Source organism: Streptomyces sp. WAC05374 (assembly GCF_004353505.1).
GTDB lineage: Bacteria > Actinomycetota > Actinomycetes > Streptomycetales > Streptomycetaceae > Streptomyces.
The window spans coordinates 443,526-464,410 of the sequence record NZ_SMNQ01000002.1; the positions used below are offsets into that span (position 1 = coordinate 443,526).

General features: G+C 73.1%; 15 protein-coding genes. 11 read left to right on the forward strand and 4 right to left on the reverse strand.

The features are described from left to right. Nucleotides 1-21: 21 nt before the first annotated feature. Nucleotides 22-2,076, reverse strand: coding sequence for a hypothetical protein (locus E2B92_RS07025; RefSeq protein WP_235023717.1), 2,055 nt, complete (start codon nucleotides 2,074-2,076; stop codon nucleotides 22-24). Nucleotides 2,077-2,380: 304 nt separating this feature from the next. Between E2B92_RS07025 and E2B92_RS07030 the strand changes: the two genes are divergently transcribed. The 6 genes from E2B92_RS07030 to E2B92_RS07055 all read left to right on the forward strand — a co-directional run bounded on the left by E2B92_RS07030 (nucleotide 2,381) and on the right by E2B92_RS07055 (nucleotide 12,183). Next, on the forward strand, nucleotides 2,381-3,901 hold the full coding sequence (locus E2B92_RS07030; protein ID WP_126882936.1) for a leucyl aminopeptidase: 1,521 nt from the start codon (nucleotides 2,381-2,383) through the stop codon (nucleotides 3,899-3,901). 302 nt (nucleotides 3,902-4,203) lie between these two features. Further along, a complete protein-coding gene (lpdA, locus tag E2B92_RS07035; protein WP_126882935.1) occupies nucleotides 4,204-5,592 on the forward strand; it encodes a dihydrolipoyl dehydrogenase in 1,389 nt (462 codons plus the stop codon). A gap of 59 nt (nucleotides 5,593-5,651) precedes the next feature. Continuing rightward, a complete protein-coding gene (sucB, locus tag E2B92_RS07040) occupies nucleotides 5,652-7,424 on the forward strand; it encodes a 2-oxoglutarate dehydrogenase, E2 component, dihydrolipoamide succinyltransferase (protein WP_133087427.1) in 1,773 nt (590 codons plus the stop codon). A gap of 156 nt (nucleotides 7,425-7,580) precedes the next feature. Then, nucleotides 7,581-8,204: a GntR family transcriptional regulator gene (locus E2B92_RS07045; RefSeq protein WP_126886927.1), complete on the forward strand. Its 624-nt coding sequence runs from the start codon at nucleotides 7,581-7,583 to the stop codon at nucleotides 8,202-8,204. A 266-nt stretch (nucleotides 8,205-8,470) separates the two neighbouring features. Continuing rightward, complete coding sequence (gene aceE / locus E2B92_RS07050) at nucleotides 8,471-11,161, forward strand: pyruvate dehydrogenase (acetyl-transferring), homodimeric type (protein WP_126886928.1); 2,691 nt, start codon at nucleotides 8,471-8,473, stop codon at nucleotides 11,159-11,161. A gap of 56 nt (nucleotides 11,162-11,217) precedes the next feature. Continuing rightward, nucleotides 11,218-12,183 (forward strand): helix-turn-helix transcriptional regulator, encoded by a 966-nt coding sequence (locus tag E2B92_RS07055; protein WP_126886929.1) that lies wholly within the window; start codon nucleotides 11,218-11,220, stop codon nucleotides 12,181-12,183. Here the strand turns inward: E2B92_RS07055 and E2B92_RS07060 are convergent. Further along, nucleotides 12,180-13,112 (reverse strand): SDR family oxidoreductase, encoded by a 933-nt coding sequence (locus E2B92_RS07060; protein WP_126886930.1) that lies wholly within the window; start codon nucleotides 13,110-13,112, stop codon nucleotides 12,180-12,182. The two genes, E2B92_RS07055 and E2B92_RS07060, sit on opposite strands and share 4 nt — an antisense overlap. A 98-nt stretch (nucleotides 13,113-13,210) precedes the next feature. On the opposite strand from E2B92_RS07060, the gene E2B92_RS07065 reads away from it, so the two are divergent. Next, nucleotides 13,211-13,729, forward strand: coding sequence for a DUF4240 domain-containing protein (locus E2B92_RS07065; RefSeq protein WP_126886941.1), 519 nt, complete (start codon nucleotides 13,211-13,213; stop codon nucleotides 13,727-13,729). 3 nt (nucleotides 13,730-13,732) lie between these two features. Here the strand turns inward: E2B92_RS07065 and E2B92_RS07070 are convergent, their stop codons facing one another. Next, nucleotides 13,733-14,239 carry a GNAT family N-acetyltransferase gene (locus tag E2B92_RS07070; RefSeq protein WP_126886931.1) on the reverse strand — a complete coding sequence of 169 codons (507 nt, stop codon included), beginning with the start codon at nucleotides 14,237-14,239 and terminating at the stop codon, nucleotides 13,733-13,735. Between the two features lie 33 nt (nucleotides 14,240-14,272). Here E2B92_RS07070 and E2B92_RS07075 point away from each other — a divergent pair, with 33 nt between their 5' ends. Together E2B92_RS07075 and E2B92_RS07080 are read left to right on the forward strand one after the other, a co-directional pair. Beyond that, complete coding sequence (locus E2B92_RS07075) at nucleotides 14,273-15,178, forward strand: TIGR01777 family oxidoreductase (RefSeq protein WP_126886932.1); 906 nt, start codon at nucleotides 14,273-14,275, stop codon at nucleotides 15,176-15,178. Between the two features lie 731 nt (nucleotides 15,179-15,909). Beyond that, complete coding sequence (locus E2B92_RS07080) at nucleotides 15,910-17,178, forward strand: NAD(P)/FAD-dependent oxidoreductase (RefSeq protein WP_126886933.1); 1,269 nt, start codon at nucleotides 15,910-15,912, stop codon at nucleotides 17,176-17,178. A gap of 19 nt (nucleotides 17,179-17,197) precedes the next feature. Here the strand turns inward: E2B92_RS07080 and E2B92_RS07085 are convergent, their stop codons facing one another. Beyond that, nucleotides 17,198-18,661 (reverse strand): regulator, encoded by a 1,464-nt coding sequence (locus E2B92_RS07085; protein ID WP_133087428.1) that lies wholly within the window; start codon nucleotides 18,659-18,661, stop codon nucleotides 17,198-17,200. A 272-nt stretch (nucleotides 18,662-18,933) separates the two neighbouring features. Between E2B92_RS07085 and lipB the strand changes: the two genes are divergently transcribed. Then, nucleotides 18,934-19,773 (forward strand): lipoyl(octanoyl) transferase LipB, encoded by an 840-nt coding sequence (gene lipB, locus E2B92_RS07090; protein ID WP_126886934.1) that lies wholly within the window; start codon nucleotides 18,934-18,936, stop codon nucleotides 19,771-19,773. A gap of 138 nt (nucleotides 19,774-19,911) precedes the next feature. After that, the gene (lipA, locus tag E2B92_RS07095; RefSeq protein ID WP_126886935.1) at nucleotides 19,912-20,865 is read left to right on the forward strand and encodes a lipoyl synthase; all 954 of its coding nucleotides are present in this window, start codon (nucleotides 19,912-19,914) and stop codon (nucleotides 20,863-20,865) included. The last annotated feature ends 20 nt before the right edge of the window (nucleotides 20,866-20,885 follow it).

Sequence of the window (20,885 nt, forward strand, 5' to 3'; positions counted from 1 at the left end):
TTCCCCCCGGAAGTGAGCTGGTCAGGCGGGCGGCAGCGTGAGGGTGACCGCCGACTGGAGGGCCTCCGGCGCGGTCCAGGCGGAGCGCGCTCCGGCGTACGGGGTGCCGAACGCCGTCGACCCGAGGAGCTGCTGCTTGCGTGTGCCCTCGGGAGCGGTGACGGGGGCGGTCACCCCGGCCGGCGCCTTGACGGTGACGGTGCTGCCGATGCGGTACGCGGTGACCCTGCCCTCCGCGAGGGCCTGGTCCCAGGCGGCGCGCCGGGCCAGTTCCGTGCCGGTGTCGCGCTGGCGGGGGGTGACGAGCGGGGTGTTGTCGGCGAACAGCGCCCGGTAGTCGGCGAGGACCTTGTCCAGCACCGGGTACAGCAGCCGGTCCTCGGCGAGGTTGGACTGGTGGACGTAGTGCGGCCGGGGGTCGTTGGCGATGACGTGGCCGAGGGCGATGCGGGCCTCCTGCGGCACGATGTACGAGGCGTACCCGGTGTTCACGTCGAGCGGCTCGTCGAGGCAGGTGGAGGCGGGGTCGGTCTCGCAGACGCCGCTGCCGCCGTCCTCCTTGGACGTGTAGATCCAGTTGTACTCGTCGGTCATCTCGGCGGCGGTGCCGACGTTGTAGTACACGTTCATCGGGTGGCGCGGGACGGTCCGCGCGGGGCCGACGGGGCGCTGCCGGGGCTCACGGGAGTTGTCGCTGGCGATCCAGCGCACGCCGGTGTCGGAGAGGGCGCCGGCGAGGTTGGGGTTGTCGGCGGGCTGCTGCGGGAGCGTCCTGAGGCCGGAGTGCTCGCCGGTGACCAGCTCGGTGCGGTCGACGGCGATGCCCCGGTTCACGGCCCAGGTGTGGTTGTCGCGGATCTGGGCGGCGATCTCGGCGCGGCTCATGTAACGGGTGTTGCCGTAGGCGTCCTTGGCGCAGCTCCACGGGACGGTGGAGGTGTCCTGGACGCAGCCGAGGAACGGGTGCGTGTAGGTGTGGTTGATCCAGCGGTACTGGGCGCGGTCGGCGACCAGCCGGGCGGTGAGCGGGTCGCTGCCGCCGTGCTCGGCCTTCCACTCCTCGCCGGAGCCCGCGTTGTAGACCATGTCGAGGGTGAAGCCGGCCGTGCGCTGCCACTGGGCGGCGTACTCGGCGTCGGCGGCGGTCATCCGGATGGGGCGGGTGCCCTCGCCGTCGCCGCCGACGCAGTCGAGGTCACCGGGGGTGCAGTTGCGTTCGGTGTCCCAGCGGGCGTCGGGGGCGAAGACGTCGTCGACGTGGACGGAGAAGTAGTTGCGGCTGCGGCCGAGGTGGACGCCCTGGGTGAGCCACTCCACGATGCCGCGGGCCAGCGCGCGGAACTGCCGCTGGTGCTGGTTGTAGGCGAAGGTGACGACCAGTTCGCGCCGGCCGTCGTGGGCGTACTGCCCGACGAGGCTGGCGCGCCCGCCGTCGTCGGTGGGGAGATCCAGGTAGCTGGTGTAGCCCTCGCGGGGCCGGCCGGCGTACCCGTAACTCTCGGCGATGTCCGGGGCGTTGTCCTCGAAGGTGAGCGGCCCGTCGAGGTAGCCGAAGGGGCCGGCCTTCCCGGCGGCGGTGACGTCGGTGCGCACCCCGTCCATGACGCCGGAACGCCCGCCGTCGCTGGTGTAGTCGAGGCCCACGCCCGGGTGCGCCCAGGTGTAGGCGTCGACCTGGGGGACGGCGTACTTCTGCTCGTACGCGGTGAGGGCGGCCCGCTCCGCCGCCGCCAGGCCCGAGGGCGCCTCGTCCGGGAGCACCACGCCCTGGTACTTGGCGCGGGGCCGGCCGTCCACCGTGTCGGCGAGGAACGCGGCGTCGATGACCGGGCGGGCCGGGTCGGCGAGGCGGACGGTGCGGTACGGGACGCCGGAGCCCTTCAGTTCGGAGGTGATCGCCCCGACCGCGCCGCCGCCGTCGTCGACGACCAGCACCGTCAGGTCGACGCGCGGCGCGAGTTCGGCGGCCGCGGCCGGGCCGGCCGGAACGGCCGTCGCCAGCAGGGCCGTGGCCAGCAGGGTCGCGGCGGACAGCCGCCCGGCCGTTCTGGAGCACCGCGGTCCGAATGTATGCATATGACTTCCCCCCTGATGGGTCCTCCGCGCGCGTACGGGCACCGGCAGGATCTGTGGAGATGATGCAAAGGGGTACGTTGCTCCCTTGCACGAATGCAGGGAGTGTGACGCAGCTCTCACCTGTTGACGGCGCGAACGTGGCGGAGACGCCACGGATGAGTGAATCGCCGCCGCCGTGAGCGGAACGGGACGGCACGCGTAGGCTCGTTCCCGGTCTTCCCGGGCCCGACTTACGATGCGGCAGGACCCGGTCGTCCCACCCCTCGACCGCCTCAGAACTCAATGGAAGCGAGATTTCACCACCGTGACTGCTCTCACTCTCAGCACCGCCGGCGCGGCGACACTGCGCGCCGACGCTCTCGTCGTCGGCGTCGCCAAGAGCCCGAAGGGCGGCAAGGGACTCGTCGTCGCACCGGGCGCCGAGGCCGTGGACCAGGCGTTCGACGGGAAGCTCGCCACCGTCCTGGAGACCCTCGGCGCCTCGGGCTCCGAGGGTGAGGTCACCAAGGTGCCCTCCCCCTCCGGCCTGAAGGCGCCGGTCGTCGTCGCGGTGGGACTCGGCGCGGCCCCCGAGAAGGACGAGGCGTACGACGCCGAGGCGCTGCGCCGGGCCGCCGGCGTTGCCGCCCGCGCGCTGAACGGCGTGAAGAAGGCCGCGTTCGCGCTGCCGGTCGAGGCGGTCGAGGACGCCCAGGCCGTCGCCGAGGGCGCCCTGCTGGGCGCGTACGCCTTCACCGCCTACCGCGAAAAGGGCAAGGACGCCAAGGGCCCGCTCGCCGAGGTGGCCCTGCTGGGCGTCAAGCCGCGCGACAAGGCGTACAAGGCGGCGGCCGAGCGCGCGCTCGCGCTGGCCGAGGAGATCAACCGCGCCCGCGACCTGATCAACACCCCGCCGAACGACCTCTACCCCGAGTCCTTCGCCGCCATCGCCACCGCGGCCGGCAAGGAGCACGGCATCAAGGTGCAGGTGCTCGACGAGAAGGCCCTCGTCAAGGGCGGGTACGGCGGCATCCTGGGCGTCGGCCAGGGCTCCGAGAACAGCCCGCGCCTGGTGCGGCTCGCCTACACGCACCCCAAGGCGGAGAAGACCCTCGCCCTGGTCGGCAAGGGCATCACCTACGACTCGGGCGGCATCTCCCTGAAGCCGGCCGGCCACAACGAGACGATGAAGTGCGACATGAGCGGCGCGGCCGCGGTGTTCGCCGCCGTCGTCACGGCCGCCCGCCTCGGCCTGGAGGTGAACGTCACCGGCTGGCTGGCGCTCGCCGAGAACATGCCGTCCGGTTCCGCCGTCCGCCCCGGTGACGTGCTGCGCATGTACAGCGGCAAGACCGTCGAGGTCCTGAACACCGACGCCGAGGGCCGCCTGGTCCTGGCCGACGCCCTGACCAAGGCGTCGGAGGAGAACCCCGACGCGATCGTGGACGTCGCCACCCTGACCGGCGCGATGGTGCTGGCCCTGGGCAACCGCACGTTCGGGATCATGGCGAACGACGACGCCTTCCGCACCTCGATCCACGAGATCGCGGAGGAGGTCGGCGAGCAGTCCTGGCCGATGCCGCTCCCCGCCGACCTGCGCAAGGGCATGGACTCGCCGACCGCCGACATCGCCAACATGGGCGAGCGGATGGGCGGCGGTCTGGTGGCCGGCCTGTTCCTGAAGGAGTTCGTGGGCGAGGGCATCACCTGGGCCCACCTGGACATCGCGGGCCCCGCCTACAACGAGGGCGGCCCCTTCGGCTACACCCCGAAGGGCGGCACCGGCTCGGCGGTCCGCACCCTGGTGCGGCTGGCGGAGCGCACGGCGGCGGGCGACCTCGGCTGACGCCCGTGTGAGAGCTTCCGCACAGGTGGGACGTACGGCCCCGGACGGATGATCCGGGGCCGTCGTCCTGCGGCGGAACGGCGACGGAATCCGTAGCTCCGTACGCCTGGGCGACCCGGCGGGACGGACGATCGGCCGTCTCAGAGCCTGGCCCCGCGTCCCGCGCTCCGGCAACAAGTGCGAAGATGGGTTCTCGGCAGGACAGGGCCCCCACCACAGGGCCGAAGAAACAGCGGCCGAACACCAGCCGCCGCCCGGTCATCGAGGACCGGCGACCGGCGCACATGCATGGAGGACGTGACGTGGCGAACGACGCCAGCACCGTTTTCGACCTAGTGATCCTCGGCGGTGGCAGTGGCGGGTACGCCGCGGCCCTGCGGGGTGCTCAGCTTGGCCTGGACGTCGCACTGATCGAGAAGAACAAGCTCGGCGGCACCTGCCTGCACAACGGCTGCATTCCCACCAAGGCGCTGCTCCACGCCGGTGAGATCGCGGACCAGGCCCGTGAGGCCGACCAGTTCGGTGTGCTCGCCTCCTTCGAGGGCATCGACATCAAGGCCGTCCACAAGTACAAGGACGACGTGATCGCCGGCCTGTACAAGGGCCTCCAGGGCCTGGTCGCCTCCCGCAAGGTGACCTACATCGAGGGCGAGGGCCGGCTGTCCTCCCCCACCTCCGTCGACGTGAACGGCCAGCGGGTCGAGGGCCGCCACATCCTCCTCGCCACCGGTTCCGTACCGAAGTCCCTCCCGGGCCTGGAGATCGACGGCAACCGCATCATCTCCTCGGACCACGCGCTGACCCTGGACCGGGTCCCGGAGTCCGCGATCATCCTGGGCGGCGGCGTCATCGGCGTCGAGTTCGCCTCCGCCTGGAAGTCCTTCGGCACGGACGTCACGATCATCGAGGGCCTGAAGCACCTCGTGCCGGTCGAGGACGAGAACAGCTCGAAGCTTCTTGAGCGCGCCTTCCGCAAGCGCGGCATCAAGTTCAACCTCGGTACGTTCTTCCAGAGCGCCGAGTACACCGACAACGGCGTCAAGGTCACCCTCGCGGACGGCAAGACCTTCGAGGCCGAGGTGCTGCTCGTCGCCATCGGCCGCGGCCCGGTCTCCGCCGGTCTGGGGTACGAGGAGCAGGGCGTCGCGATGGACCGCGGCTACGTCCTCGTCGACGAGTACATGCGCACGAACGTGCCGACCGTCTCGGCCGTTGGCGACCTGGTCCCCACGCTCCAGCTCGCGCACGTCGGCTTCGCCGAGGGCATCCTGGTGGCGGAGCGTCTGGCCGGTCTGAAGACCGTCCCGATCGACTACGACGGCGTGCCCCGGGTGACGTACTGCCACCCCGAGGTCGCCTCCGTCGGCATCACCGAGGCGAAGGCCAAGGAGATCTACGGCGCGGACAAGGTCGTCGCCCTGAAGTACAACCTCGCGGGCAACGGCAAGAGCAAGATCCTGAAGACCGCGGGCGAGATCAAGCTCGTCCAGGTCAAGGACGGTGCCGTGGTCGGCGTCCACATGGTCGGTGACCGCATGGGCGAGCAGGTCGGCGAAGCGCAGCTCATCTACAACTGGGAGGCGCTGCCGGCCGAGGTCGCGCAGCTCATCCACGCCCACCCGACGCAGAACGAGGCGCTCGGCGAGGCCCACCTGGCGCTGGCCGGCAAGCCCCTGCACTCCCACGACTGACGCCCTCAGTCCCGGGCGCGACGACCACTTACCGCAATTCGTTAGGAGCAACTGAAACCATGTCGGTTTCCGTAACCCTGCCGGCGCTCGGCGAGAGCGTTACCGAGGGCACTGTCACCCGCTGGCTCAAGGCCGAGGGCGAGCGCGTCGAGGCCGACGAGCCGCTGCTGGAGGTGTCGACGGACAAGGTCGACACCGAGATCCCGGCCCCCGCTTCCGGTGTTCTGGCGTCCATCAAGGTCGCCGAGGACGAGACCGTCGAGGTCGGCGCCGAGCTGGCCGTCATCGACGACGGCTCGGGCGCGCCGGCCGCCGCCCCGGCCCCCGCCGCCGAGGCCGCCGCCGCTCCGGCCCAGGAGGCCCCGGCTCCCGCCGCCGAGGCCCCCGCCGCTCCGGCGCCGGCCGCCGAGGCCCCGGCTCCGGCCGCCGCCCCGGCCGGTGGCGCCGAGGGCACCGACGTCGTCCCGCCTGCGCCGGGCGAGCCGGTCACCGAGGGCACCGTCACCCGCTGGCTCAAGGAGGTCGGCGAGGAGGTCACGGAGGACGAGCCGCTGCTCGAGGTCTCCACGGACAAGGGCGACACCGGGACCCCGGCCCCGGCCTCCGGCGTGCTGCTGGAGATCGTGGTCGGCGAGGACGAGACCGCCGAGGTCGGCGCCAAGCTGGCCGTCATCGGCGCCCCCGGTGCGGCCCCCGCCGCCGCCCCGGCCGCCGCGGCTCCCGCCCCCGCCGCCGAGGCTCCGGCCCCGGCCGCTCCGGCCGCCCCCGCGCCCGCCCCGGCCCCGGCGCAGCCGGCCGCTCCGGCTCCGGCTCCGGCGCAGCCCGCGCCCGCCGCCGCCCCGGCCCCGGCCCCGGCTCCCGTCACGCCCGCTCCCGCCCCCGCTGCCGCACAGCCGGCGGAGGACGGCGCGTACGTGACCCCGCTGGTCCGCAAGCTCGCCGCCGAGAACGGTGTCGACCTGGCGACCGTCAAGGGCACCGGCGTCGGTGGCCGCATCCGCAAGCAGGACGTCGTCGCCGCCGCCGAGGCCGCCAGGGCCGCGGCCGCCGCCCCGGCTCCGGCCGCCGCCCAGGCCGCCCCGAAGGCCCCGGCCCTCGAGGCGTCCCCGCTGCGCGGCCAGACGGTCAAGATGACCCGGATGCGCAAGGTCATCGGCGACAACATGATGAAGGCCCTGCACTCGCAGGCCCAGCTCACCACGGTCGTCGAGGTGGACATCACCAAGCTGATGAAGCTGCGCGCCCGTGCGAAGGACGCGTTCGCCGCCCGCGAGGGCGTCAAGCTGTCCCCGATGCCGTTCTTCGTGAAGGCGGCGGCCCAGGCGCTGAAGGCCCACCCGGTCATCAACGCCCGGATCAACGAGGACGAGGGCACGATCACGTACTTCGACTCGGAGAACATCGGCATCGCCGTGGACTCCGAGAAGGGTCTGATGACCCCGGTCATCAAGAACGCGGGCGACCTGAACATCGCGGGCATCTCCAAGGCCACCGCCGAGCTGGCGGGCAAGGTCCGCGGCAACAAGATCACCCCGGACGAGCTGTCCGGCGCCACCTTCACGATCAGCAACACCGGCTCGCGCGGTGCGCTGTTCGACACGGTCATCGTGCCGCCGAACCAGGTCGCCATCCTGGGCATCGGCGCCACCGTCAAGCGCCCGGTGGTCATCAACCACCCGGACCTGGGCGAGACCATCGCGGTGCGCGACATGACCTACCTGGCACTCTCCTACGACCACCGTCTGGTGGACGGCGCCGACGCCGCCCGCTACCTGACGGCCGTCAAGGCGATCCTGGAGGCCGGCGAGTTCGAGGTCGACCTCGGGCTGTGACCGCCTCTCCGCACGGCGCCCCGTCCCCGCTCTTCGGGGGCGGGGCGCCGTCGCGTGCGTAACGAAGAGTGACGGGTGTCTCGCACAGGGAGCGGCCGTACGGGGTTACCGGGCGGAATAATGGCCAGCGACCGCCGCAGCAGCGAAGGAGCCCCCATGACCCCGCCCGTCGTCCACTCGCTGCGCGAGCAGATCCGCGAGCACATCGTGGAGGGCATCGTCAGCGGCCGCTGGAAGCCGGGGGAGCGGATCGTCGAGCGGCGCATCGCCACCGAGCTGGCGGTCAGCCAGACGCCCGTGCGCGAGGCGCTGCGGGAGCTGGAGAGCCTGCGGCTGATCGAGTCGGCGCCCAACAAGGGCGTCCGGGTGCGCAACCTGACGGCGGCGGACCTGGAGGAGAGCTACCCGGTGCGCGCCGGTCTGGAGCAGATCGCCGCCGAGCTGGCGGCCGGCCGGCTCGGGGACGACTGCTCGGCGCTGGAGCCGCACGTGGCGGCGCTGTACGAGGCGGACGCCCGGGCGGACGGCACGGCCCAGGTGCGGCACACGGTGGGCTTCCACCGGGAGTTGGTGCGGGCCGCCCACAACAGCGTGCTGCTGCACACCTGGGAGGGGCTCGGCATCGAGGTCTTCACGGCACTGTCGATCCGCTGGCTCGGCACCGTACAGAAGTCGTACGCGGAGGAGCACGAGGAGCTGGTGCAGGCGTTCCGCCGCCGGGACCCCCGGATCGGCGTCCTGGTGAAGGAGCACGTCCTCGGCTGCGCCCCCCGCGCCTGAGTTCACGCCCCCGCGCACGCCCCCTGCTCATCGGACGCGACGCGCGCTCATTCGCTGCGCCCACCTGCGAAAACAAGGCACCGGGTGCCCAATTTCATGGCACCCGATGCCGACTTTGCCCCTCCGGCGAAGATTTTTCCCCGAACGCTTTGATCGATCATCGATCACGGTCGTACAGTCGTCGGCGGACTTCAACAGAGGTCCCCTCGCCCTGTCCTGCCAAGACCAAGGGCTCCACACCCCTTCGACTCCGGAAGGCGGCGACTATGACCGACCCCACCCGCATCCAGCCGAGCGAGCTCGACCAGCTTCCGGACCGCGACCCCGAGGAGACCGCCGAATGGCAGGCGTCCCTCGACGCCGTCGCCAAGGCCGCCGGGCCGCACCGTGCCGCGTACCTGATGCGCCGCACCCTGGAGCGCGCCGAGGGCGCCGGTCTCGCGCTGCCCAAGCTGCTCGAAACCGACTACGTGAACACCATCCCCACCGCCGCCGAGGCCGGCTACGGCTTCGACGGCGACGAGGCGATGGAAGCGCGGATCACCGCCTGGAACCGCTGGAACGCGGCCGCCATGGTCTCCCGCGGCTCCAAGTACGGCGTCGGCGGCCACATCGCCACCTTCGCCTCCGCCGCCTGGCTGTACGAGACGGGCTTCAACCACTTCTTCCGGGGCAAGGAGCAGGACGGCTCCGGCGACCAGCTCTACATCCAGGGCCACGCCTCGCCCGGCATCTACGCCCGCGCCTTCCTCGACGGGCGGCTGAACGAGCAGCACCTGGACAACTTCCGCCAGGAGGCCGGCGGCAACGGCCTGCCCTCCTACCCGCACCCCCGGCGCCTGCCCTGGCTGTGGGAGTTCCCGACCGTCTCCATGGGCCTCGGCCCGCTGTCGGCGATCTACCAGGCGCGGTTCAACCGCTACCTGACCAACCGCAACATCAAGGACGTCTCCAACTCCCACGTGTGGGCGTTCCTCGGCGACGGCGAGATGGACGAGCCCGAGTCGACGGCGGCCCTCGCGCTCGCCGCCCGTGAGGAGCTCGACAACCTCACCTTCGTCATCAACTGCAACCTCCAGCGCCTCGACGGCCCCGTCCGCGCCAACTTCAAGATCGTGCAGGAGCTGGAGGCCCAGTTCCGCGGCGCCGGCTGGAACGTCGTGAAGTCGCTGTGGGGCACCGCCTGGGACGAGCTGTTCCAGCTCGACACCACCGGCGCGCTGGTACGCCGGCTGCGCGAGGTGCCGGACGCGCAGATCCAGACGTACCAGACCCGCGACGCGGCCTACATCCGCGAGGACTTCTTCGGCAAGGACCCCGCCCTCGCCGAGATGGGCCGGCTGCTCTCCGACGACAAGATCATCGAGTGCTTCCAGTACTCCCGCGGCGGCCACGAGCCGCGCAAGGTCTTCGCCGCGTACAAGGCCGCGCTGGCGCACAAGGGCGCGCCGACCGTGATCCTCGCCCAGACCGTCAAGGGCTTCACCCTCGGCAAGGGCTTCGAGTCCAAGAACGCCAACCACCAGATGAAGAAGCTCTCGGTGGACGAGTTCAAGGACATGCGGGACCTGCTGGGCCTGCCGATCTCCGACAGCCGGTTCGCCGACGGCCAGGTCCCCTACGGCCACCCCGGCGCCGACTCCCCCGAGGTCCGCTACCTCCAGGAGCGCCGCGCGGCCCTCGGCGGCCCCGCCCCGGCCCGCCGCATGCACGCGCTCGACCCGCTGCCAGCCCCGGCCGACAAGGCGTTCACCGCGTTCGACAAGGGCTCCGGCCAGCAGTCGGTCGCGACGACCATGGCCTTCGTCCGGCTGATGAAGGACCTGATCCGCGACAAGCAGACCGGCAAGCGCTGGGTGCCGATCGTCCCGGACGAGGCCCGCACCTTCGGCATGGAGTCGCTGTTCCCGTCGCTCGGCATCTACTCGCCGAAGGGCCAGACGTACGAGCCGGTCGACCGCGACCAGCTCATGTACTACCGCGAGGCCAAGGACGGCCAGATCCTCAACGAGGGCATCACCGAGGCCGGCTCGATGGCCGACTTCATCGCCGCCGCCACCGCGTACTCCACGCACGGCGAGCAGATGATCCCGTTCTACATCTTCTACTCGATGTTCGGCTGGCAGCGGACGGCCGACCAGATGTGGCAGCTCGGCGACCAGCTCGGCCGTGGCTTCCTCGTCGGCGCGACGGCCGGCCGCACCACGCTGACCGGTGAGGGCCTCCAGCACGCCGACGGCCACTCCCCCGTCATCGCGGCGACCAACCCGGCCGCGCTGACCTACGACCCGGCGTTCGCCTACGAGGTCGCGGCGATCGTCAAGGACGGTCTGCGCCGGATGTACGGCGAGGCGGCCCCGGGCGAGGACCCGAACGTCTTCTACTACCTGACGGTCTACAACGAGCCGATGCCGCAGCCGGCCAAGCCCGAGGGCGTGGACGAGGGCATCATCAAGGGCCTGTACCGCTTCAAGGAGGGCACGCCGGTGACGGCGGACGCCCCGCGCCTGCAGCTCCTGTCGTCCGGCACGGCGATCCACTGGGCGCTGAAGGCCCAGGAGATGCTGGCCGCAGAGTGGGGCGTGACCGCCGACGTGTGGTCGGCCACCTCGTGGTCGGAGCTGCGGCGCGACGCGCTGGAGGCCGACGCGGCTCTGCTGCGCGGCGAGGAGCGGGTGCCGTACGTCCGCCAGGTGCTCGCGGACGCCCCCGGCCCGGTGCTGGCGGTCAGCGACTACATGCGCCAGGTCCCGGACCAGATCGCGCAGTGGGTCGAGCAGGACTACAGCTCGCTCGGCGCGGACGGCTTCGGCCTGTCGGACACCCGTGAGGCCGCCCGCCGCCACTTCGGCGTGGACGCCGAGTCGATCGTGGTCGCCGCCCTGGCCCAGCTCGCCAAGCGCGGTGAGGTCCCGGCCTCGCAGGTGAAGGACGCCCGCGAGCGCTACGGCCTGTAGGAACGGTCCCGGGAAGGCCCCCGCTTCGGCGGGGGCCTTTCTTGCATGATGTGGACATGCGTGCTGCCCGGCTGATCAAGATGGTGCTCCTGCTCCAGTCCCGGCCGTCCATGACGGCCGCCGAGCTGGCGAGCGAGCTGGAGGTCTCCGAACGCACCATCACCCGCGACGCGCTGGCCCTCTCCGAGGCCGGGGTGCCCGTCTACGCGGACCGGGGCCGCGCGGGCGGCTACCGGCTCGTCGGAGGCTACCGGACGCGCCTGACGGGGCTGGCGCGCAGCGAGGCGGAGGCGCTGTTCCTGTCCGGGGTGCCCGGCGCGCTGCGCGAGATGGGCCTGGACGACGCGGCGTCGGCGGCCCGCCTTAAGGTGTCGGCCGCGCTGATGCCGTCGCTGCGGGACGCGCCCTCCTCGGCGGCGCAGCGGTTCCACCTGGACGCCCCGGGCTGGTACCAGGAGCCCGAGACGCCCGAACTGCTGCCGGTGCTCGCGGAGGCGGTCTGGGACGACCGGCTGGTCTCGGCCCGCTATCTGCGGCGGGACGGGGAGGTGGAGCGGGAGCTGGCGCCGTACGGGCTCGTGCTGAAGGCCGGCGTCTGGTACGTCTGCGCCCGTGCCGGGGAGTCGCCGCGTGTGTACCGGGTGGACCGGTTCACCGCCGTGGCGCTCGGCGACGAGCGTTTCGTACGGGACGAGGACTTCGACCTGCCGGCGTTCTGGGAGGAGCGGGCGGCCGAGTTCGCCCGCTCCCTGCTGCGCGCCCAGGCGGTGGTGCGGCTGACCGAGGCCGGTGCGCGGGGCCTTCCGTACGTGACGGACCGGGCCGCCGCCCGTGACGCGCTGGAGGCGGCCGGCCCGCCGGACGCGGAGGGCCGGGTGACGGTGACCCTGCCGGTGGAGTCGGAGGAGGTCGCGTACACCCAGCTCCTCCCGCTCGGCCCGGAGGCGGAGGTGCTGGAACCGGCCGGCCTGCGCGCGCGGTTCGCGGACGCCGCCGGCCGGATGGCGCGTCTGTACCGCTAGCGGTAGTCGTCGGCGGTGGCGTTCTTCCCGCCGTGGACGACGTCGAGGAAGTACCCCCAGGCGTCCGGCCGCGACCCGTCGGCATCGGTGAAGCCGTACACCTTGGCGAGCTGCCCGCTGGAGAGCGACTGGCCGTTCCACCGGGCCCTGCCGGGGTCGGCGGCGAGCGCGGCGACCGCCCGGCCGACGTAGACGGGCGACTCCGCGATGGCGAAGTGCGGGTCCTTCTTCGCCCCCTCGCGCCAGTTGTCCTCGCGTACGCCGAAGGCGTCGAGCATCTCCTCGGAGCGCAGGAAGCCCGGGGTGACCGCCACGGCCGTGCCGCCCACGTCCTTGAGGTCCTCGGAGAGCGCGAACGCCATCCGGATCGGGTTGGTCTTGGCGAGGTCGTAGAAGAAGTTCTCCCGGAAGCGGGTGTTGTACTCGGCCGTCCCGTCGGTCATCTCCACGACCAGGGCGCCCGGCCGCCGGATCATCAGCGGCAGCGCGCACCTGCTGGTGATGGCGTGGCTGCGGATGCCGAGGTCCAGCATGCGCAGCCCGGCGTCCAGATCCGTGTCCCACATCTTGACGCCGAACCTCAGCAGGTGGTCGCCGCCCCAGAGGCTGTTGACGAGGACGTCGAGCCGGCCCCGCTCCCGGTCGATCCGGGCCACCAGCGCGCGGACCTCGTCCGGTACGAGGTGGTCGACCCGTACGGCGATGCCCTCGCCGCCCGCCTCGGTGACCAGCTCGGCGGTCTGCTCGATGGTCTCGCCGGGCCGCCCGACCTCGCTGACCCTGTCGCGGGTGGTGCGGCCGGTGACGTAGACGGTGGCTCCGGCGGCGCCGAGCTGTACGGCGACGGCCCGGCCCGCACCGCGTGTAGCGCCCGCGACGAGGGCGATGGTTCCGGCGAGCGGCGTGCTGTCGGTCTGCTGTGTCGTCATGGGACGACTGTGGCAGTCATATACGACATCCTCTGTCCGGTTTCATTTTGGCCGCTCCGCGTGCACTGTCACCCCTGACCCAGGATGCTTGTCCCGTGATGGACGAGACGGAGTTCTGGGAGATCATCGACACGACCCGTGAGGCCGCCGAGGGCGACCCCGAGGACCATGCCGAGCTGCTCGTGGAGCGGCTCCTCCAACTCGACCCCGACTCCGTGCTGGACTTCGCCCGGCACTTCGAGGCCCGCTACAACCGCGCCTACACCTGGGACCTGTGGGGCGCGGCCGCCGTGCTGCTGGGGGGCGCGAGCGACGACGCGTTCGACTACTTCCGCTGCTGGCTGATCGGCCAGGGCCGGGAGGTCTTCGAGGGGGCGGTGCACGAGGCGGACTCGCTCGCCGAGCTGCTGGACGACTTCGACGAGGAGATCGACGGGGACGGCGAGGAGCTCGGGTACGCGGCGGACGAGGCGTACGAGCAGCTCACCGGTGCCGTCGCCCCGGACCTGGGCATCCCGCCGCAGGCCCCGGAGCCGGAGGGCACGCCGTTCGACTTCGACGACGACGCGGCGCTGGAGGAGCGCTTCCCCCGGCTCTGGGACCGCTTCGGTGTCTAGGGCCTAGTCGCGGGGCGCCGGCAGGTTGCGGCCCATCAGGACGTCGTCGACGTACCGGCCGTCCAGGTGGAACTCCCCCGGCAGGACGCCCTCGACGACGAAGCCCTCCGAGGCGTACAGCGTGCGGGCCGGCTTGTTGTGGCCCAGGACGCGCAGGGTGATACGGGTGGCGCCCTGGCGGACGGCCTCGTCGAACGCGGCGCGCAGCAGGGCCCGGGCCAGGCCCCGGCCGCGCGCCCAGTCGGCGACGGCGAGGCCCTGGATCTGCCGCACATGCCGGTTGCAGGCGAGCCGGGTGGGGGGCACGAGGCGGATGTATCCGGCGGGGCGGCCGTCCTCCGCCTCGGCGAGGAGGAAGTCCTCGGGGCGGTGGCCGGAGTCGAAGAACGGGTCGTACGGCGGCTGGGGCCTCGGCGTCACGGCGTGCAGCGGCGACCAGGTGTCGCGGTCGATGCGGGCGAGGGCGTCGCCGTCCTCGGGGCGAGCCGGGCGTATGTGCGGGGCGGTCATGCCCGACACTGTGTCACGGGGCAGGATGACTCCATGAAACGTATCGGTATCGCTCGTATCGCGGTCACCGGCTCCTCCGGTCTGATCGGTACGGCCCTGGTCCGCTCGCTGCGGGCCGACGGGCACGAGGTGATCCGCCTGGTGCGGCGCCCCGCGCGGTCCGCCGACGAGGTGGAGTGGGACCCCAGGCGGCAGTACGTGGACGCGGCCGGGCTGGCCGGCTGCGACGCCGTGGTGCACCTGGCCGGCGCGGGCGTCGGCGAGCGCCGCTGGAACGAGGCGTACAAGAAGGAGATCCGCGACAGCAGGGTGCTCGGCACGGCGGCCGTCGCGGAGGCGGTCGCCTCCCTGGACGTCCCGCCGAAGGTCCTGCTGTGCGGCACTGCGCTCGGCTACTACGGCGACACCGGGACGCGGGCCGTGGACGAGACGGCGCCCGCCGGGGACGGTTTCCTGCCGTCGGTGTGTGTGGAGTGGGAGGAGGCCGCGGCGGCCGCCGAGGAGGCGGGCATCCGGGTCGCCTACGCCCGCACCGGGCTGGTGGTGGCCCGTGAGGGCGGCGCGTGGGGACGGCTGTTCCCGCTGTTCCGGGCAGGCCTGGGCGGCCGCCTCGGCACCGGCGAGCAGTACTGGAGCTTCATCTCCCTGCACGACGAGGTGGCCGCGCTGCGCCACATCCTCGACACCGAGTCGCTGGCCGGCCCGGTGAACCTCACCGCCCCGGACCCGGTCACCAACCGGGAGGTCACCGCCGCGATGGGGCGCGTCCTGCGCCGCCCCGCCTTCCTGCACGTCCCGGCCCCGGCGCTGCGGATCGCGCTGGGCGACTTCGCGTCCGACGTGCTGGGCAGCCAGCGCGTGGTCCCGTCCCGGCTGCTGGACTCCGGGTTCCGGTTCGCGTTCCCCACCATCGACACGGCGATCGCCTCCGCCACGTAGCCCGCCGGGGGGCGGGGGCGGTCGGGGCCCGCGGCCCGGTGGTGGGTGGGGCCGGGGGTGTGTCCGGCGGCCGGTGGTGTGTCCGGCGGCCGGTGGTGTGTCCGGCGGCCGGTGGTGTGTCCGGCGGCCGGTGGTGGGTCCGCGGCCCGGTGGTGCGCTCGCCCGGTGGCGGGGCCCGGCTGGCGGGTGGGTCCGCGGCCCGGTGGTGGGTGGGGCCGGGGGTGTGTCCGGCGGCCGGTGGTGGGTCCGGGGCCGGTGGTGGGCCCGCGGCCCGGTGGTGCGCTCGCCCGGTGGTGGGGCCCGGCTGGCGGGTGGGCCCGCGGCCCGGTGGTGGGTGCGGTCCGGTGGTGTGTCCGGCGGCCGGTGGTGGGCCCGCGGCCTGTGGTGTGTCCGGCGGCCGGTGGTGGGTCCGCGGCCCGGTGGTGGGGCCCGGCTGGTGGGTGGGCCCGGTAGCGGGTCCGCCCGGGGTGGTTCCGGCCACGGACGGGGTGGGCGGAAGCCGGTGCGTCCGGGAGCCCGGGCGGCCGGCCGTGGGCCACGGTGCGCGGGGCACGGCGGCCGGGGCGGGTTCCGGCCGTGTGCGACCCCCGTTGCTTCGGTGACCCCCCACGCGCGCGTGTGACCGGGCCCACGGCTCGCTCATACGCTCGGAGCCCGAACGCGGGTATTCCCGCGTCCTGTTAAGGGCATGAGCCCCCCACGCACCGAACCGCCACCCCGGGGAGGGACACGTGCTCAAGCACGCACGCCACGCGGACGTCGTCATCGTAGGAGCCGGAATCGCCGGACTTGCCGCGGCCCACCAGTTGACCAGTGCGGGAGTGTCCGTCAGCGTCCTGGAAGCCGCCCCCCGTATCGGCGGCCGGATGGCCACCGAGCACGTCGACGGGTTCCGGCTCGACCGGATCGGGCAGTTGCTCAGCACCTCGTACCCCGGCCTCACCGGCGCCGACCTGCGGCTGTTCCAGCCGGGTGTCCTGGTGCACAGCGAAGGCCGGCTGCACCGGACCGGGGAGGTCACCAGGAGCGCCCGGTGGGCCAGGGCGCGGGCCCTGGCGAGCGCGCCGCGCCCGCTGGACCAGGCCCGGCTGGGCGCCGCGCTCGCCCGGCTCGCCGCGACCGGGGACGCCCGGCTGCTGGCCCGCCCCGAGCGCCCGGCGCTGGACGCGCTCACGGGGCGGGGCCTGCCGGCGCGTACCGTCAGCGGGTTCGTCCGCCCGCTGCTGTCGGCGCTGCTGTGCGACCCGGACCTGACCACGTCCAGCCGCTGCGCCGACCTGGCGCTGCGGGACTTCGCGCGCGGTCGGCTGGGCGTCCCGGCGGGCGGCGCGGCGACCATCCCGGAGCGGCTGGCGGCGACGCTGCCGCCCGGCACGGTGAAGACCGGCGTGCACGTCAAGGACGCGTCCATCAGCAAGGTGGTGACCGTCGAGCACGGCGAGCTGGCCTGCCGGGCGCTGGTCGTGGCCACCGGGGCCCGCGCGGCCGCCGAGCTGCTGCCGGGGCTGCGCGTGCCGGGGTTCCACCCGGTCACGGTGGTGCACCACACCGCGCCCGCCGCGCCCCTGCCGGACGCGGCGCTCGTCCTGGACGGGGACCGCACGGGCCCGGTGTCGCACTCGGCCGTGATGAGCGCCGTCGACCCCTCGCGCGCCCCGCAGGGCCGGGTGCTGATCAGCTCGACCGTGCTGGGCGCCCCGCCGGACCGGCTCGACCAGCGGGTGCGCCGGCAGCTCGCCGCCCTGTACGGCACGGCGACCGACGACTGGGAGCTGCTGGCCGTGCACCACGACCCGGAGGCGGTCCCGGCCATGCCGCCGCCGCACGATCCGCACCGCCCGGTGCGGCTGCTGGGCGGGCTGTACGTGTGCGGCGACCACCGGGAAACGAGCACCGTGCGGGGCGCGTACCGCTCCGGCCGCCGGGCCGCCGAGGCGGTCCTGAGGGACCTGGGCGTGCCGGTGGCGCCCCCGGCGCCCGCGCTGCGGGCGGCCGCCTAGGCGGGGCCGCGGGCGCCCGTCAGCCGAGGGCGCCCACGCGGTCGCGGTAGGTGCGCACCGCGGTGGCGTCCCGGTAGGGCTCCAGGCGGCGCTCGAAGTCGCGTACGTACTCCACGGCACGCGCGGAGCGCATCTCGGAGGCCTGCTGGGCGGCCTCCGCGCCGAGCGCGCACGCCTGGTCCAGCTCGCCCAGCCCGAGCCGGGCGGTGGCGAGGACGACGCGGCAGAAGAGGCGGCTGCGGGCGAACGCCGGGGCGCGAAGCTGGAGGGAGCGTTCCGCGTGCTGCGCGGCGGCCCGGTACTGCTGGAGGTCGCGGTGGCAGTGTCCGAAGTCGTCGGCGAGCTGTGCCTCGTCGAAGAACCGCGCCCAGTGGGGCACGTCGTCGCCGGGCCGGGCGCCGTCGAGCGCCCGCTCGGCGCGTACGAGGGAGGAGGTGCACGCCCGCACCTCGCCGAGCACGGCGTGGCCGCGCGCCTCGACCGCGTGCAGCATCGCCTGGACCACGGGCGGGGCGGAGGAGCCGACGCCCTGCTGGGCGACGCGCGCGAGCTGCACGGCCTCGCGCCCGTGGCCGAGGTAGACGGCCTGGCGGCTCATGGTGATCAGGACGTAGCTGCCGTAGGCCCGGTCCCCGGCGGCCTGGGCCAGCCGCAGCGCCTGCACGAAGTACCGCTGGGCGAGGCCGTGGGCGGCGATGTCGTACGAGGTCCAGCCGGCCAGCCGGGTCAGGTCGGCGGCCGCGGCGAACAGCCGGCGCCCGACGGTCTCGCCGTACACGCCGCGCAGCATCGGCTCGGCCTCGTGCTCGAGGTACCGGACGAGCGCCTGGCGGGCGTGTCCGCCGCCGTAGGCGTGGTCCAGGGTGCGGAACAGCTCGCCCACGGACCGGAGGGCGGCGATGTCGCCGCCGGAGACGCGCTGGCCGGGGCCTCGGTCGGTGGTGCGCTGGCGCGGCACGGAGGGGACGGGGCCCGCGGTGGGGCGTCCCTGGGCGGGGACGCGGGGCTCGGGGGCGGGCGGCGGGTCGCCCCGGCCGACGCGCTCGTCGGCGCGGCCGATCAGCCAGTCGCGGCTGGGGACGACGAGGCCCGCCGGGGTGAAGGCGATCTTGCGGAGCTCGGCGTGGCTGCCGGAGTCCTTGCGCCACAGTCCGCTGACGATGTCGACGGCTTCCTCGGGCGTGGCGGCGAACTCGAGCCCGGCGTAGACCGGTGCGCACGCGTCCAGGCCCAGGTCCTGGGCGGACAGCCGGCGCCCGAGGCGGCGCGTGAAGACCTCGGCGATCAGCGCGGGCGTGGTGCCGCGGGGCTGCTGCCCGCGCAGCCAGCGGGTCACCGAGGTCTTGTCGTACCGCAGGTCCAGGCCGTGTTCGAGGCCGAGCTGGTCGACGCGTCTGGCCAGGCCGGCGTTGGAGAACCCGGCTTCGGCGATGAGGGCGGCGAGCTGGCGGTTGGGGGTGCGCTGCGGGGGGCGATCCGTCATCGGCTGTGCGGTCTCCTGCCTTGCCTTCTGGGCCGGGGTGCAGACCCCCTTGGAACGGCGCGAATTTAACTGCCCCCGACGTCCGGACTGCCACCTTCGACCCACATTCATCCGATCGTGTGAGGATTGGGGTCACCGCTGACGCGTGTCGCCGCCGTCCCCGTGGGAACGCACCTGCCCGCCCGTGGTCCCCGGCGCCGCCGTACAGTGGCATGGCGCGCGATGAATGCAGGCTGCAAGGTTCCGGCGCAGGGTTCTAGGGAGGCGTTGCCGTGAGTGAGCTGCGATTCGTCCATGTGGGCTTCGGCTCGGACGCGGTCGAGTACCAGCGGGCGTGGGACAGGCAGCGCGAGGTCCACGCCGCCCGGTTCGCGGACGAGATCCCGGACACCTGCCTGCTGCTGGAGCACACGCCGGTGTATACGGCCGGGCGGCGCACGGAGGACAGCGAGCGGCCCCTGGACGGTACGCCGGTCATCGACGTGGACCGTGGCGGCAAGATCACCTGGCACGGCCCCGGCCAGCTCGTCGGCTATCCGATCATGAAGCTCCCGCGCCCGGTGGACGTCGTGGCGCACGTGCGCCGCCTGGAGGAGGCGCTGATCCGCACGGCGGCGGACTTCGGCGTGGAGACCACCCGGATCGAGGGCCGCAGCGGCGTGTGGGTGCTCGGCGATCCGGTGGAGCAGCGCCCGTCGCTGGGCGGCCTGTCGCTGGACTTCGACCCGCGCCTGCACGACGAGGAGTTCGACGCCCGGCTGAACGGGCCGGAGTACGCCCCGTCCAACGCGGGCCAGCGCCGCGAGGACCGCAAGCTGGCGGCGATCGGCATCCGGGTGGCCAAGGGCGTCACGATGCACGGCTTCTCGCTGAACGTGAACCCGGACAACACCTGGTTCGACCGGATCGTGCCGTGCGGCATCCGGGACGCGGGCGTCACGTCGCTCTCGGAGGAGGTGGGACGGGAGGTGACGATCGCCGAGGTGCTGCCGGTGGTGGAGCGGCACCTGCGGGACGTCCTGGAGAACGCCGAGCTCAAGCCCCGTGAGATCGAGCGCGACGCGGAGCCCGCCGGCCCCGCCGCGCCCGCCGAAGCCGTCGCGACCGCCTAGGCACCGCCCGGGTACCGCATGGGAATGCGCCTGTCTGGCCAGAGGTTGGCCAGGCGTAACGACAGCCGCCGAGAAGGCCGCACTTTTATCGGGCGTACCCTGGTGTTCGCCGAGGAATCGAAGCCGTAGGAGCCAGCCGTGTCCGCAGTCGCACCCGACGGACGCAAGATGCTGCGCCTGGAGGTCCGGAACAGCCAGACCCCCATCGAGCGCAAGCCCGAGTGGATCAAGACCCGGGCGAAGATGGGCCCCGAGTACAACCAGCTCCAGAAGCTGGTGAAGAGCGAGGGACTGCACACGGTCTGCCAGGAGGCGGGCTGTCCGAACATCTTCGAGTGCTGGGAGGACCGCGAGGCGACCTTCCTCATCGGTGGTGACCAGTGCACCCGGCGCTGTGACTTCTGCCAGATCGACACGGGCAAGCCGCAGGCCCTGGACCGGGACGAGCCGCGCCGCGTGGGCGAGTCGGTCGTCACGATGGACCTGAACTACGCCACGATCACCGGCGTCGCCCGCGACGACCTGGAGGACGGCGGCGCCTGGCTGTACGCGGAGACCGTGCGCCAGATCCACGCGATGACGGCGGACCGCGAGGGCGGCCACACCAAGGTCGAGCTCCTGATCCCCGACTTCAACGCGGTGCCCGAGCAGCTCGCCGAGGTCTTCTCCTCCCGCCCCGAGGTGCTGGCGCACAACGTCGAGACGGTGCCGCGCATCTTCAAGCGCATCCGCCCCGGTTTCCGTTACGAGCGCTCGCTGGAGGTCATCACCAAGGCCCGCGAGGCCGGTCTGGTGACCAAGTCGAACCTCATCCTCGGCATGGGCGAGACCCGCGAGGAGGTCAGCGAGGCGCTCCAGCACCTGCACGACGCGGGTTGCGAGCTGATCACGATCACCCAGTACCTGCGCCCCTCGGTGCGCCACCACCCGGTGGAGCGGTGGGTCAAGCCGCAGGAGTTCGTGGAGCTGCAGGAGGAGGCGGTCGAGATCGGCTTCTCCGGTGTGATGTCCGGCCCGCTGGTCCGCTCCTCCTACCGCGCCGGCCGCCTGTTCCAGCAGGCGATGGAGCGGCGCAGCCAGGCAGCGGCGTAGGTCGAGGGTCCGCGCACTGT